The organism is Paraburkholderia sp. GAS82 (genome assembly GCF_050436285.1).
Classification (GTDB): Bacteria; Pseudomonadota; Gammaproteobacteria; order Burkholderiales; family Burkholderiaceae; genus Paraburkholderia; species Paraburkholderia phenazinium_B.
Window position 1 is genome coordinate 508665 of record NZ_JBNDLX010000004.1, and the last position, 14790, is coordinate 523454.

A 14790-nucleotide genomic window follows, 5' to 3' on the forward strand; every position below is an offset into this window, starting at 1 on the left:
TATGGACACTTCTTCTGGCGTCGGACGCGGGCAGACCGACTGCATCAAACGGATCTTCGGACGCGCCCGTGGCGTGGTAATTGGTGTGATCCACTGCCCGGCCTTCCCCGGCTCGCCGCGATATCAAGGGGCATCGAGTCAGGCGTTATATGAGGGAGCGCTTGCCGATGCGCTTGCGTATCGCAACGGTGGCGTCGATGGTCTGATCATCGAGAATCACGGTGATGTGCCGTTCTCCAAGCCCGAAGACATCGGGCACGAAACCTCGGCATTCATGGCGGTGACGGCCGATCGCATCGCGCGCGAAACCGGCCTGCCGATCGGCATCAACGTCCTGGCAAATGCGGCGATTCCTGCGCTGGCTATTGCCGCCGCGAGCCAGGCTGCGTTCGTGCGCGTCAATCAGTGGGCCAATGCGTACATTGCGAACGAGGGCTTTATCGAGGGCGCGGCCGCCAGCGCCTTGCGTTACCGGGCGCGTCTGCGCGCGGACGGCATTAGCGTGTTCGCCGATGCGCATGTCAAACACGGTGCGCACGCCATCGTCGCGGACCGCGCGCTGGAGGAACTGGTGCGCGACGTCGAATTCTTCGATGCGGATGCCATCATCGCCACCGGACAGCGCACGGGAGACGCTGCGAGCGCTGATTACCTGCGGCAGATCCGGGCGGCGACGAAACTGCCGCTGCTGGTGGGGAGCGGCTGCACTGAAGGCAATGTCGCGGAGATTCTTTCTATCGTGGACGCGGTGATTGTCGCGAGTTCGTTGAAGGTGGGGGGCGTGTGGTGGAATCCGGTTGATGAGACGAAGGTACGCGCATTTATGCAGGCGGCGCGTTAGCTGCAGTGCGCCGCATCACGACTCCGGCTCGCGACTTACGGCTCACGCAACTACGACTGCGGCCGGATAACCAGTTCCGCAAAGCCCGAACCCGCATCGTGCTCGCGTGAAAAACGATGCTCGGGCAGCAGCGCCAGCAATATTTCCGCCGTAGTTCGAACGATGCAGCCGCGCGTCACATGTCCGCCCGACACCTGTCCATGCGCGTCGGAAACGGACATGTGCAAATGCGCACCATCGGGTGAGATCGATCCGGCCAGCGTGAGAATCTCCATGTCGCCTCGCAACTCGGTGGGCTGATCCACGCCAGCGAAGCGCAACTGCGCGACGCTCAGACTGCCGATGCCCTGCAGCACAAAGGCCGCTTGCACACCGAACCCGCGCAGCGCGTCTTCAAGCGCGCCGCGCAGGTCATCTCCCGGAGACAAGCGCATCGGATGCGTTTGCATAGCTCGTACTCCCTCAACTACCCACTACTTCCCATTCGTCTCGCGCATATGTTGCGCGACTGCCTTGTAATCATAGGTCGGATAAAACTCCGTGCGGTAGCCGCCCCATGCGGTCTCCTCGATCGCCCGGTTGACTTCGCGTAGACGGTTTGCCGGTACGCGCAACGTCACGACCTGGCCAATGCCCATCATCACATACCACGACACCACCTCGATCCCCGGCGGCGGAAAAGCCTTATAAAAACCCTGCGCACGCAGTTCGTCGTTGATTTTCGGCAACGGCCTGGATTCGTCGTGCCGCAGGAAAATAGTCAGCAGGAAGGTATCGTCACCGGCGGGCACAGGGGCCGCGGTCTCGACACCAGGTGCTCCGGGCACGCCATTGACAGCAGTCGGAGCAGCGCCAGGCGCAGCCGGGTCTGCGCTCCACGCCGACCCGGAGATCCCGGTAGTTGCGGCAACAACCAGTACGGAACACAGCACAGTACGGCAAGTTAGCGTAATCGACATCGGATGCCTCCATGGTCTGCACGGACACGCAGTATCGTGCCCCGGCCCTGCACGCAAAGCAATATTTGCTCCCAGCAACTGTTTCGCCTCATGCGCAGCGAGGACTTTCGCCGCCATCTAATTTTGTTAAGGTAATCTCGCGCGATTGCGAATCGCCTCGACGGCGCAGAGGCTATGGCAACGGCACGGAAGCACAGCAAGGCGCGGCGGCTTCCGCGTTCACATTTCAACAAGAACCTCACTATGAGACGACGCAGTTTCTTCGCTTCAATCGGTCTGCTGGCCTCCGCTATCACCACAAGGAATGCGTCCGCCCTGCCCCCGGCCCTCGCACACGGGCACGGTGAAAACGCCCCCGATCCGTCCAACGCCGCACAAACCGCCCGCCACTATCTGGACCGGATTGCCCGGCTCGACCGGCGCGGCCCGGAATTGCGCAGCATCATCGAACTCAATCCGGACGCACCGCAAATGGCCGCTGCGCTCGATGCCGAGCGCGCGGCCGGCACGCTGCGCGGCCCGTTGCATGGCATGCCGGTCGTGATCAAGGACAACATCGCGACGGGCGACCGCATGTCGACGACCGCGGGTTCGCTGGCGCTCGACGGCGTGCACGCCACCCGCGACGCGCATTTGGTCGAGCGCCTGCGCGCGGCCGGCGGTGTGATCCTCGGCAAGACCAACCTGAGCGAATGGGCCAACATCCGCTCAGGACGCTCGACCAGCGGCTGGAGCGGGCGCGGTGGACTCTCGCGCAACCCGTATGCCCTGGACCGCTCCACGAGCGGCTCCAGTTCCGGCTCGGCGGCGGCCGTTGCGGCGAACCTCACACGCATGGCGATCGGCACCGAGACCGACGGCTCGATCGTCTCGCCGTCGTCGATCATGGGTGTGGTCGGGCTCAAGCCCACGGTAGGACGTATCAGCCGCGACGGCATCATCCCGATCTCGCACACGCAGGACACGCCTGGCCCGATCGCCCGCACTGTGAGCGACGCCGCGTTGCTGCTCACTGCGCTGGCCGGACCCGACCCGCGCGATCCTGCAACGCTCGGCGCGCCCGCGCCTGCCGACTATCTCGGCGCACTCGACAAAAACGCGCTGCGCGGCGCGCGCATCGGCGTGGCCCGCGAGTTCTTCAGCGGCCACGACGAAGTCGACGAAAGGATCGACTATGCGATTGCGCGGCTAGCCATGCTGGGAGCCGAGGTGATCGACCCGATCAACCTGCCGAAGGTGAACTACGACACCGAAGAACAGTCCGTGCTGCTGCACGAATTCAAGCACGATCTACCGTTGTGGCTCGCGAGCTTCGCCCCGCACGCGCAGATTCGTACGCTAGCCGATGTGATCGCCTTCAACAATGCGAACCACGAGACCGAGATGCCGTACTTCGGCCAGGAGCTGCTGATCCAGGCTGAGGCGCTGGGCGACCTCGACAGCGAGGTCTACATAAAAGCGCTGGCCGCCTGCCGCAAGGGCTCGCGTGACGAAGGCATCGACCGCGCGATCCGCGAGCACAACCTAGATGCGATTGTCGCCCCGACCGGCGGCACCGCGTGGCTGACCGATTTCATCAACGGCGACAGCAGCGGCGACGGTTTCTCCACGCCGGCCGCAGTAGCCGGCTATCCGCATCTGACAGTGCCGGCCGGGCTCGTGCGTGGCCTGCCGGTTGGTTTGTCGTTCGTCGGTCCGGCATGGAGCGAAGCGCGACTGCTGGCGCTCGGTTATGCGTTCGAACAGGCGACGCAGTGGCGTGAGGAGCCGCAGTACATCCAGCACTCGAGTATTCCGCCCGTCAGGGTTTGATCAGAGCTGGCCGTCGAGCAGCGCCGCGAGCCGCTCGACGAGCTTCTCCTTGAGCGGGCGGCGCAACCAGTCGTCCAGCGTCACCTGCTCCGACTTCGCCAGGTCGTCGGCAAAAATCGCTGCCTGACGCTGCGCGAAATCGCGGTCATAGATGTTCAGGTTCGCTTCGTCGTTCAGCTTGAACGAGCGGCTATCGAAGTTGGTCGAGCCTACCGATACGAGATATTCGTCCACCACCAGCAGCTTGCAGTGAAACATGGTGGGCTGGTACTCGTACATCTCGACACCCGCCTTCAACAGATCGCCCCAGCACGCGCGCGACGCCTCGCGCACGGTATGCGTGTCGATCCGTTGACCCGGCGTGAGCACCTGCACCCTGACGCCGCGCCGCGTGGCTTCGACGAGCGCGTTGATGGTCAGCTTGTCCGGCACGAAGTACGCGCTCGCCAGATGGATCGAGTGGGTCGCCGCCGTGATCGCCATCAGATACATCAACTGCATGTCGTCGCTGCCGCCCGATGGCGAGCTGCTGAACATATGCGCGACACCGTCGCCGCAGGGTGCGATCTCCGGAAAATAGTCGGGCCCGTGCAGCACATTGCCGCTCGCCTTGACCCAGTTGTCCATGAAGACCGCCTGCATGTGCCCGACTACCGGGCCGGCGACGCGAAAGTGCGTATCGCGCCAGTGCTGCGGATCCTGCGCATGGCCGGTCCATTCGGGCGCAATGCCGACGCCACCGGTGAAACCGGTGTGCCCGTCGATCACCAGCAGCTTGCGGTGGGTCCGGTCGTTCATGCGACCGAGTCCGGTCCAGTGTGGCTTGTGATAGCGGAACACTTCGGCGCCGCTGTCGTTCAGTATCTGCAGATAACGCCGGTCCATCTTCGACGAGCCCATCCAGTCCAGCAGCACATGCACCGCCAGGCCCTCGCGCGCTTTCTCGGCGAGCGCTTGCGCAAACTGCTCGCCGATCTCGCCGGACCAGTAAATAAACGTCTCGAACGTAATGGATTTCTGCGCCGTGCGGATTGCGGCGAGCATCGATGGAAAAATCGCATCGCCGTTCACGAGCACCTCGAAGCGGTTGCCTCCGATGACGGGCGGCCCGAGCAGCAGGCCCATCGAGCGCAAAAATTGCGGGTCGTCGCTGGCGTAGAGCCGCTCGATGTTGTGCTCGATCTTTTTCTCGCCGCTCGACAGGTTGGCGATCATCAGCACCACGACGAGCGTTACAAAGGCGGTCAGCAGAATCGTCAGCATGCGTGGATCCGGTTTGGCCCGCCAAAGCGAGCCGCGTGGGCAACATCAGTCTGCCAGCACGGTTTGTGCCGCACTCCGGTTGAGCATCTTCCGCGCCCTCCGCCTAGTCCGCACATGCCCCCTCGTCCTGCACCGCACAAGCGTTCGAAAACCGCATTGCGCGTTCATGTAGGGAACACTTCAGAGCAATTGTGCGCGTTCCAATGCCATAATCGCGACTTCGTAGTCCCTCTGCAGACCGTCGCACTCATGACACTTGTCCAGAAAGCGCTTCTTGCCCCGCTCATCGTCGCGTGCGCGATGTTCATGGAAAGCGTCGATGCAAATGTGATCGTGACCGCCCTACCCTCGATGGCACGCGACTTCGGCCGCGATCCGGTCACCCTCAAGATCGCCGTGACGAGTTACGTGCTCGGCCTCGGCGTGTTCATCCCCGTGTGCGGCTGGCTCGCCGACCGCTTCGGCGCTCGCACCGTGTTTCGCACCGCCATCGGCATTTTCGTGGGCGGCTCGCTGCTCTGCGCGGCCTCCAGTTCGCTCGGCACCTTCACGGTGGCCCGCTTTATCCAGGGTGTGGGCGGCGCGATGATGGTGCCGGTCGGGCGCATCATCATCTTCCGCGTAGTGCCCAAATCCGAGTTCATTCGCGCGATGAACTATCTGAGCGTGCCCGCCATGCTTGGGCCCGCGGCTGGACCGCTGCTGGGTGGCTTTATCACCACGTATCTGCATTGGCGGCTGATTTTCTTCATCAACGTGCCGGTCGGCATACTCGGCATCTATCTGACCAACCGTCATATCGTCAACACGCGTGAACCGCATCCGGGGCCGCTCGACTGGATCGGCTTCGTGCTCTCGGCAGGCGGCGCGGCTCTGTTTCTGCTGGGGCTTTCGCTGCTGGGCGGAGAAATGACGTCGAATAGCAATGCGGTTGGCATGTGCGTGTGCGGCGCATTTTTGCTTGCCATTTACGTACCCTATGCGCTGAAGGTTAAATTGCCGCTGCTCGATCTGCGGTTCTTCCGCATCCCGACCTTCCAGGCGAGCGTCGCAGGCGGTTCGCTTTTCCGGATCGGGCTCGGCGCTTTGCCGTTCCTGTTGCCATTGCTGTTGCAAGAGGGACTCGGCAGGAGCGCATTCGAATCCGGCCTGATTACCTGTGCCTCGGCCTTCGGCGGCATGTTCATGCGCACCATGGCATCGACGGTATTGCGGCGCTACGGGTTTCGTCAAGTGCTGGTCGTCAATGCTGCGCTGTCCGGCATCGCGATCGCCATCTGCGGCGCGTTCTTTCCGGGGACACCTACCTGGCTCATCTGGTTTGTGGTGCTGCTCGGCGGCTTCTTTCCGGCGCTGCAGTTCACCAGCCTGAACTCGCTGACCTACGCGGAAATCGCAAGCCGCGATGTCGGCCGCGCGACGAGCCTCGGCAGCGTCGTGCAGCAGATGTCGCTCGGCCTCGGCGTGACGATCGGCGGGATCGTCCTGCAGATTACGCGTGTGATGCACGGTCATTCGCATATTGCGTGGACGGATTTCTGGCCCGCATTTCTCGTAGTCGGACTCTGCTCGTTTGCTTCCATTCCGGTGACGCTGCGTCTGCCGCCTCATGCGGGCGAAGAGATCTCGCGGGGCAGCCGCGGGTGACGCGGAGAACGCGCTACGTTTGACAATGCCATTTAACGTTTTGGCGTTTTTCGCCTCGTAACTCTGGCGGAAAACACCGAGCGCTTCGATTACGTTATCCCTACATTTGCGTCGTTAACCTGAATGACGCCACTCTCGGGCGCTGTTCGCCGTTTAGTTGCGGACACACGCACCCCGTTGCATCGCAGCATTCATCCTTCGTCGATCCCGCGCTGATCCCTTAGCACTCCCGCAGAGATGGGGTTTCCCCTGGCGAGCGCCCTGCCGTGGCGCCTGTCATCCGCACGACACCCGCGCGCGGCACCATGCACGTTGGCATCGCAATTCCGTGCGAGGGTAGCGCTCCGCTCATCGAACTGCACTCCAACGCGAGCGCATTAGCAACACACCACAAGGAGAGTGATATGCATGATGTGGCAGACACCGACAGCGTGCAGCGCGCCGCCGTAAAGTCGGTTCAGCAGTACATCGACGAGCGTCCGATGTGGCCAGACGGCACACGTCTTCCTTCCGTCCCGATGACCGGCATGCAATGGCGCATCTGGGCGCTCGCAGCAGCCGGCAAATTCTTCGAAGGATTCGTGGTCTTCATGACCGGTGTGGCGTTGCCGCTGATCTCGCGCGAATTCGGCATCGGTGCTGCGCAGAACGGTCTGATCAGCGCGGCGAGCCTGATGGGGATTCTGGTGGGCGCCGTGGGTCTGGGCGGTATGTCCGATTACTTCGGGCGCAAGCGGATGTTCATCGTCGAAATGATCATCTTCGTAGCGTTCCTCGTGCTGCTGGTCGTCTGCACTAACTTCCTCTCGCTCGTGATCTGCCTGTTCGGTCTCGGTGTCGCGTTGGGCTGCGATTACCCGACCGCGCACATGATCATTTCCGAAAGCATTCCGAGTACCAGTCGCGGCAAGCTGGTGCTGGCCGCGTTCGGCTTCCAGGCGCTGGGCGCACTCGGCGGCACCGCTGTGGGCTTCCTCGTGCTGTCGACCGTCCCGAACCTCGACGCATGGCGCTGGATGTATGGCACCGCGATCATCCCGGCGCTGGCAGTGACCATCGGCCGCTTTTACATCACCGAGAGCCCGGGCTGGCTGCATATCCGCGGCGCAGTCGACCGTGCGGAAGCCGCTGCTACACGCCTGCTCGTGCGCACGCCGCAATATCCGACCAGTATCGCGCTGTCGCGCGAAATCGATAATGCCGCCACCGGTCACGGTCACGGCAGCTTTATGGCGTTGTTCGCCAAGCGCAATCTGCGCGCGACGATTCTCGCCTCGGTGCCGTGGTTCCTGCAGGATCTGGGCACGTACGGGATCGGCATCTTCACGCCGACGATCCTGGGCGCCGCCTTCGGCGCCAAGCAGGACCACGTGCGCAGCATCACCGACCTGATCCTCAACGACATCCTCGCTGCCAAGGGCGCTGCGCTGATCACGATGCTGCTGATCGTCGGCATCATCTTCGCGGTCATTCTGGCGGACAAGGTTGGCCGGATCTGGTTGCAGGTGGTCGGGTTCGTCGGCTGCGCAGCCGGATTGCTGCTTGCTTCGTTCTCCGATGGATTCGAAGGCTCGACCAAGACCGCGGTCATCTTCGCCGGCTTCATGCTGTTCAACTTCATGACCAACCTGGGACCGAACGCGCAGACCTATCTGCTGGCGGGCGAAGTATTCCCGACGGCGATTCGCGGCACAGGCGCAGGCTTCGCAGCGGCGGTCGGCAAGATCGGCGCAGTGGCGACTGCGTTCCTGTTCCCGATTCTGCTGACGGGCATCGGCACGGGGCCGCTGCTTTACATCCTCGTGGCCACATCGATTCTCGGCGCCGTGGTGACCTGGCTATTCCGCATCGAAACGAATGGTGTGAGCCTGGACGAGATTGGCCAGTAGACGCGTCTTTGTACCGCCTTTGTTGCTCCACATAAACGATGGCTTCCCAGCAATGCGACGGAGAGATGCATGAATCACGATGTTAAAAAACCTGCACTACGCCTGCGCTGGCAGCGTTTCGCTGCCGCGCCGCTATGCGTGGCAGCGCTCACGGTGATGACGGGCGCGTTGGCTAACGCACAAGACCTCACGCTGAACGAGACCGGCTCGACGCTGCTGTATCCGCTCTTCACGACCTGGGTGGACGCGTACACGAAGACGCATCCCGGCGTTCACATCACCGTTGCCGGCACGGGTTCCGAAGCCGGCATCCAGCAGGTGCTGGCGGGCAAAGTGCATATCGGCGCGTCCGATGCGTATATGTCCGATGCAGAGATGCGGCAACATCCGCAGATCATCAACGTGCCGCTGGCAATCGCTGCGCAGACCGTCAACTACAACGTGCCCGGTCTCAACGCAACGCATCTGAAGCTGGATGGGCCGGTGCTGGCTGGCATCTACAGCGGGACGATCCGTAACTGGGATGCACCGCAGATCGCCGCGCTCAATCCGGGCGTAACGTTGCCGAATCACGCTATCGTGCCGATCCGCCGGGCCGAAGGCTCGGGGGATACGTTCGTGTTTACCCAGTTTCTGTCGTTCGCAACGGATAGCTGGGAAAACGCCAACGGCTACGGCACGACAATTTCGTGGCCGAACGTACCGGGCAGCCTGACGGCGACGGGCAATGCAGGGATGGTGCAGACACTGCAGAGCACGCCCTTTTCGATTGGTTACGTGGGTGTCAGCTTTGGCGACAAACTGGCAGCCGCGCAACTCGGCACCGCTGCGCTCAAGAATGGCGCAGGGGAATTCGTGCTGCCCACCAAGGAGACGATCACGGCGGGCGCCGCTTCGCTGGGTCCGCGCACGCCGGCCGACGAACGGCTGAGTCTGGTGTATGCGCCGGCCTCGGGGTCCTACCCGCTCGTCAACTACGAGTACGCGGTGGTCTCGACGAAACAGCCCGATCCGACGACGGCTGCGGCAGTGCGCCGCTTCCTGCTGTGGTCGATCGTGCCGTCCGAAACCAACGAGGCGTACCTCGATACCGTACATTTCATTCCGCTGCCGCCGCATACGTGGGAGCTGAGCCAGGCGCAGATCCAGTCGATCAAATAAGGACCCGCACAAACAGAACGGCGCACCCGGTTCGAGAGTGCGCCGTTTGTCTTTTAGCAGCGGCTAAATCGATTAATGGCCGCTATGCAGATGCGCCGCCTTCTTGGCCGCATGCTCGGCGTGCTCGCCAGCGTGCAGCCCGTGACCATGGGCGAGATGCGCATGGTGGCTTGCTGCCTCGTGATCGCCTGCCTCAGCATGCTTCGCTGCTTCGCGATGATGCTTGGCCGCTGAATCGAGATGCTTGGCTGCTTCGTGGTGATGGTGATGAACTTCGTGTTGATCGCTCATGGAAGTCTCCGGTATGTGCAACGGCTCACTCCACGATAGGAGTGAGCCTCTTCACGATAGTGAAGTGCAGTGTCACTTGCGTGACCCCGGAAGCGGTATACGAGATTGCCGCCGGCGAACGATACGATCAAGACGAGCGCGAAGTTCTTTGCGTCTTTTCCTCTTTGCCTATTTGCTTCTTTGCCGATACGACCCTGCGTTACGACTTCAAATTACGATTTTGCAGGGCGACCGGTTTTGACAGTTTCGACCGCCGAAATCGCAGCCAGCAGGCGTTGCGAGGTTGCGCCTTCGAGCAGCAGCAGACCGGCGCGCAGCACTTCGCTTTTCTTCACCGAAATGCCGACTTCGAGGCACTTTTGTTTCAGGACGGAGATCTTTGCATAGTCGGACTTGGGCATCGTGAAGCTGTCGCGGACGACTTTTTCTTTCTTGGCGACTTCTTTTTTCGCTACTTCTTTTTTCGCTACTTCCGTCTTCGCGACCACCTTCTTCGCCGTTTCCTTCTTGGCCCGCTTCGGCTTTTCAGCTGCAGCTACGCTGGCGTCGGCGGCCTTCTCTTTCGGTGCGGATTTTTGCTTCGGTGCGGCCTTGGACTTCGGTGCAGCTTTTTCTTTTGCTACGGCTTCGGCCTTTGGGGCGGCTTTTTCTTTCACTGCAGCCTCGGTCTTCGAGGTGGCAGCGGCCTTTTCAACGGACTTGCGACGCGATGCCTTCGGTGCTGCAGTTCCCTTCGTCTTCTCGGGTTTCGCGGTTACTTCCACCACTGCGTCGGTTTGACTGGCATCGGCCGTTACGCCTTCCGTAGCGCTCTTCGGAAAGTGGAAGGTCTTTTTGGTCGGTTTTTTCAGGCTAGGTTCGTTCATTTTCATCTCCATGTCATAAACAATATAAACAGTATATACCGTTTATATTGATTGGCGCAGGTTTGGGGATGAGGCGCGCAGGAACGCCGGGGTACGAGTTGTCCACACATTCCGTTCATAAGGATGTGGATAAATCACGCCCTGCGATAAACAGCCCCGCTATATAAGCCTTTCCGGTCGGCGTGCGGGGCAAACTTCTTTCCCCTCCCGCCCTCAAACATCCATTCCCCCGCGTTCCCCCCACGGCACGCCAGCACTGCGCCGTAGCCTACACTCCGGCTGTGACGCGGGAACATGCAATGCAGCCGCGATCTATTCGAGTTTCTGAAGGGCAAGATAGCCAAGTCGATCCTGGTAATCCCATCGAAAAGCCATCCGATAACCGTCTGGCAGGACGGACATCGTCCGCACCGGTGTGAACACGCCAGTGGGCGTAGGCGGATAATTTTCGCCATTGGGAAGTTCCTTCAACGAAACGTAAGGGTAGTCGCCCAAGACGAGCGCACTTTTTCCACAAGAAAGTTCGTCGGATGCCAGTGTGCACGATCGTGGACTGAAGCCACCGAGCAGCTTTCCGCTCTTGTCATAGAGCTTAAAAAGAGGTTTGTTCTTGTCGCTCGCATAAATCTCTACACGGCCAATTCTGTTCTGGAAATTGCTCGCATCCGTCACCTTGTAGTTACCGTACAGTCTTGGCATCTCCTCTAGATTTCCCGACATTTTCGTATCGAGTATGGGAAATTTCGAATAGTCAATCGCGCACGCCGACAACGAGACGCACAACGCTGCAATCGCAAATTTACTTAACATGGTTGGCTCGCAAAAAAGCATAGTTAAAAATTGGGTCCCACTCAGAACTGAGCCATGGCCTGCACTCCCACCGTCACGCGCGAGGTCGGGAAACCGCTGGGTTTGTAGACCGGCGTCCCGGCGAACAGGTCGTAGGAGAGACCGACAAAGCGCGAAGGCAGACCACCGCGTATGCCGATCACCGCACCCGCCAGTTGTGTTCCGGCCAGAAACGCCGTGTTCGGCCCGAACACGCGACCGTAGTCGATCCCCGCGTACAGCGCCTGTCCCGTCTGGCCAATGGGCCATTGCAACTCATTGCGCCAATAGAAACCTTTTTCTGCCGCCAGCATAGTTTCGCCGTCGAAGCCCCGCACCGTGTAACGGCTGCCGATGGTCAGGTCGTCCAGATAGAACAGCGTGTCGTTGGTGAACTGCGCGTGAACGGTCGTCACGTAGCGCAAGCTGTGTTGCGCGACCGCGAACGGCACTGACAGGTTCGCATCCAGCACCGCCATGTGGTAACGGTAAGTGGGACCGTCGGGGTACGGATCAGGCGTCGCGCCCAGCCCGCCAATCCCCTGACGGTACGCAAGCGTGCCGTCGAACTGCGACGCGCCAAAGTAGTGCCGGTCGGTCAGGCCCGCTTCGATGAACGTGTTGTTGCGCCGCTGCTGCGGTATGTCCTTGTCATCAATGAAGCTCTCACCGAAACGCTTCGATAGCTGGAACTCCACGCCGAATACATCGCTCTGGCTGCGGCTTAGTACGCGCGCGAGCCTCAGTGCGGCTGTCTGCGAGTTACCGCTGGACACGAACGTCTGGTTCACGCCCGCAATGTTCTGGTAGTAGGTGTTCGTGTTGCCAGACAGCGTTGCCGTCCAGTATCCCCACGGCAGCGAGTACGAACCGTTGAAGCCGTGCGAGCCGAGCGCCTTGTTGCCGAACGACAGGTCCTGATTTGCGCCGACCGTGAAAATGTCGTTGAGTCCCAGCGGATTGTCGATGCCAAGGCTCACGTTGCCCTGCCACTTGCCGGTCGCATCCGTACCCGAGTTATCAACCGATGCGACCAAGCTCCACGGTTTCGCGCGCTTCACGCTCACCACGACATCGCTTTCGCCGGGAGTATTGGTCGGCTCGATCTTCATGTCCACGTCCTGCGACGCGACGCGCTTCATCTGCTCCAGGCCCTGCTCAAGGTCGCGCAGGTCCAACAGGTCGCCGTCGCGGGCGGGGAATGCAGATTTAAGGGTGCCCCGTGTCTCAGCGTCCGCAAGACGGAGCTGGTGGACGACGCCAGGAACGAGCGCAAGGGCCAGCGTGCCGCTGGATAGGTCCTGCTGCGGGACAAGCACGCGCGTCGTGACATAGCCACGGCTCAGGATGGCCTGCTGCAGCCCCTTCGTCAGTGTGTCAATGCCGGACCTGCCGATGCATTGGCCCCTGTAGTGATCGAGCCATTCGCGCGCAAAGGCGAACAGGTCCAGTGATAGGGCCGACGCTCCCCTGCTGCGCACGGCAGCGGGCAGCGTTGTCGGGACATCGAGCGCGAATTTGCCTATGCGGAAGCATGGTGTCTCGACCGGCAGCAGCGGATAGCCCTCGAATGTGGGAAGGGTCGAACGCACGGCAGGTGCCTGCACGGTTGCGTCACGCTGCTGTGCGTCGAGCTGTTGCTGGACCTGCTGGTTCTGCTCGGCGTTGGCCCGGGCGGCGGCGGCTTCATCGGCCGGCGTCGGCGCATGCTGCGCGTTCGACGCGAGCGACACCAGGGCTGTGAGCGGCAGCACCGCCAGCCTCTTTCGGATTTTCATCGGTGTTTCATTCCGTGATTCGATACGACACGCAACAGCGGGCATCGTTAGCCCGCTGCTGTCTCAGCAGCTCATTTGCCGCTCCCGTCATCTTTCGACTTGTAGCTATCGCGCGCTTTCTTGTAGCTATTATCGAAGGGCTTGATATTAAGCAATTTAGCTCGACTGGTCATTCCGCCCACGAGCACTGAGAAAAAGCCAACTAACAAAAAAGCTCTCGCCCAAAAAACCGGGAGTTCACATCCAAGCGCGACCGCGGCAAGCCCTATTCCGATAACGATTAGCGTCAAACGAAGCCATGCGGCCAAGTTGCCGTTGTCGATGAATTTGACCTTCATTTTTTCACCTTGGAACTTTGAGGTCCAAAAATGGCATTTATCTTGTCTTGCATGTTCGTAGCCGCGCCACTTCCGTTTACTTGATTCACCAACTCATTCACAGCAGGGGTTAGCACGGGCGATGCCGCTGATATGTAGTTCGATGCAATAGACGTTGATCCGTTAAAAAGGTACTGCCCGGTATTCGGTCTAGCCAATTGCCCAACCGCATCTGCAGCGATACCTATGACTGTTCCAGTGTATGCGACACCTTCACAAACCAATGAGCAAGGCGTTAATGCCGCACCCGCTGCTGCAAGGGCCGACACACGTCCAGCGTTAGTCGAGACCATCCCCGACGCATCTGCCGTAGCGTTACGCATAAAGTCCGCGTCGCTCTTGTCGAACTTGGTAAACGGTCCCGTTATAGTTGATGACTTCGAGCCGGACAACGGGCTGTATGAAACTGTGCCCGGCACGTCGGTCGCATAGTTCGACAGAATATATGACTGCAACTCCGGATTCGCCAGTGCCGTTATCTGTGTCAGGACCGGCTTGCCGTCGGCGGTTGTTCCTGCCGACATCCACTGTGCACCAGAGTCCGTGGGTGCCTGACCAATTAAGGTCGTCGGTGCGCCCGACTCGTTGGTCCCGTTCGAGGTTGCACCCATGATGCGCATCTGGTCTTCAATCTGCGCCTCTGTGTATTTGCCGCCGCTCTTATCCGCGAGCTGCTTGGCGACTGTTTTTTCTTCGGGGTGCAGTTGTCGGTTGAACCGAACACCACACCCCGACACGCCCGCCGTTGTCGATACAGGTTTTCTCCTGACGCGACAGGAACTTGCAAACCGGTTTTCCATGATGCGCGTTTCCATCCGCAATTTTTTGCCCCGACACGGGTTCTGGCCAGAAGGCGCGAGTTTGCCAGAGGACGCATTGCACCCATCTCAATTACATCGCATACCATGCTCGAACACGCTGGCTTCCTGCCAGGGAACCAGGTCCTGTTCAGCATCGGTTACCGGTACCGGCACATCACCATCACACCCGACTATGACTACCTGGTCGCCGGCAGGTATATGAGCGCGCCAGAAGCCGAAGCCACGCGGCAACGACTCAGCAGACGCAAATGAACAAC

The 14790-nt window shown here is 60.8% G+C and carries 15 protein-coding genes; 6 read left to right on the top strand and 9 right to left on the bottom strand.

Annotated elements, in window-relative coordinates; translation table 11 throughout:
- Position 1 precedes the first annotated feature (1 nt).
- Positions 2-841: a BtpA/SgcQ family protein gene (locus P3T17_RS15650; protein WP_074265143.1), complete on the top strand. Its 840-nt coding sequence runs from the start codon at positions 2-4 to the stop codon at positions 839-841.
- A gap of 50 nt (positions 842-891) precedes the next feature.
- Here the strand turns inward: P3T17_RS15650 and P3T17_RS15655 are convergent, their stop codons facing one another.
- Positions 892-1290, bottom strand: coding sequence for a PPC domain-containing DNA-binding protein (locus P3T17_RS15655; RefSeq protein ID WP_074265144.1), 399 nt, complete (start codon positions 1288-1290; stop codon positions 892-894).
- A gap of 24 nt (positions 1291-1314) precedes the next feature.
- Positions 1315-1800: a hypothetical protein gene (locus tag P3T17_RS15660; RefSeq protein ID WP_429407702.1), complete on the bottom strand. Its 486-nt coding sequence runs from the start codon at positions 1798-1800 to the stop codon at positions 1315-1317.
- Positions 1801-2043: 243 nt separating this feature from the next.
- Between P3T17_RS15660 and P3T17_RS15665 the strand changes: the two genes are divergently transcribed.
- Entirely contained in the window at positions 2044-3612 is a 1569-nt protein-coding gene (locus P3T17_RS15665; protein ID WP_429407704.1) for an amidase, read from the top strand.
- Here the strand turns inward: P3T17_RS15665 and cls are convergent, their stop codons facing one another.
- Entirely contained in the window at positions 3613-4875 is a 1263-nt protein-coding gene (cls, locus tag P3T17_RS15670; RefSeq protein ID WP_429407706.1) for a cardiolipin synthase, read from the bottom strand.
- A gap of 249 nt (positions 4876-5124) precedes the next feature.
- Here cls and P3T17_RS15675 point away from each other — a divergent pair, with 249 nt between their 5' ends.
- From P3T17_RS15675 to pstS, 3 genes are all read left to right on the top strand, one after another.
- On the top strand, positions 5125-6522 hold the full coding sequence (locus tag P3T17_RS15675) for an MFS transporter (protein ID WP_429407708.1): 1398 nt from the start codon (positions 5125-5127) through the stop codon (positions 6520-6522).
- Between the two features lie 404 nt (positions 6523-6926).
- Positions 6927-8411 (top strand): MFS transporter, encoded by a 1485-nt coding sequence (locus P3T17_RS15680; RefSeq protein WP_074265147.1) that lies wholly within the window; start codon positions 6927-6929, stop codon positions 8409-8411.
- 69 nt (positions 8412-8480) lie between these two features.
- Complete coding sequence (pstS, locus tag P3T17_RS15685) at positions 8481-9572, top strand: phosphate ABC transporter substrate-binding protein PstS (RefSeq protein ID WP_429407710.1); 1092 nt, start codon at positions 8481-8483, stop codon at positions 9570-9572.
- 72 nt (positions 9573-9644) lie between these two features.
- Here pstS and P3T17_RS15690 read toward each other — a convergent pair whose 3' ends face one another.
- The 6 genes from P3T17_RS15690 to P3T17_RS15715 all read right to left on the bottom strand — a co-directional run bounded on the left by P3T17_RS15690 (position 9645) and on the right by P3T17_RS15715 (position 14527).
- Positions 9645-9863, bottom strand: coding sequence for a hypothetical protein (locus P3T17_RS15690; protein WP_429287507.1), 219 nt, complete (start codon positions 9861-9863; stop codon positions 9645-9647).
- A gap of 212 nt (positions 9864-10075) precedes the next feature.
- Entirely contained in the window at positions 10076-10729 is a 654-nt protein-coding gene (locus P3T17_RS15695; RefSeq protein ID WP_429407712.1) for a hypothetical protein, read from the bottom strand.
- A 312-nt stretch (positions 10730-11041) separates the two neighbouring features.
- Positions 11042-11539 (bottom strand): hypothetical protein, encoded by a 498-nt coding sequence (locus P3T17_RS15700; protein WP_429407714.1) that lies wholly within the window; start codon positions 11537-11539, stop codon positions 11042-11044.
- A gap of 41 nt (positions 11540-11580) precedes the next feature.
- Positions 11581-13335 carry a ShlB/FhaC/HecB family hemolysin secretion/activation protein gene (locus P3T17_RS15705; RefSeq protein WP_429407716.1) on the bottom strand — a complete coding sequence of 585 codons (1755 nt, stop codon included), beginning with the start codon at positions 13333-13335 and terminating at the stop codon, positions 11581-11583.
- A gap of 71 nt (positions 13336-13406) precedes the next feature.
- Positions 13407-13673, bottom strand: a complete 267-nt coding sequence (locus P3T17_RS15710; protein WP_429407718.1) for a hypothetical protein — start codon at positions 13671-13673, stop codon at positions 13407-13409.
- Positions 13670-14527, bottom strand: coding sequence for a hypothetical protein (locus tag P3T17_RS15715; protein ID WP_429407720.1), 858 nt, complete (start codon positions 14525-14527; stop codon positions 13670-13672). Before P3T17_RS15715 ends, P3T17_RS15710 begins: the two co-directional genes overlap by 4 nt.
- Before the next feature lie 90 nt (positions 14528-14617).
- On the opposite strand from P3T17_RS15715, the gene P3T17_RS15720 reads away from it, so the two are divergent.
- The gene (locus P3T17_RS15720; protein WP_429407722.1) at positions 14618-14785 is read left to right on the top strand and encodes a hypothetical protein; all 168 of its coding nucleotides are present in this window, start codon (positions 14618-14620) and stop codon (positions 14783-14785) included.
- Positions 14786-14790: the final 5 nt, after the last annotated feature.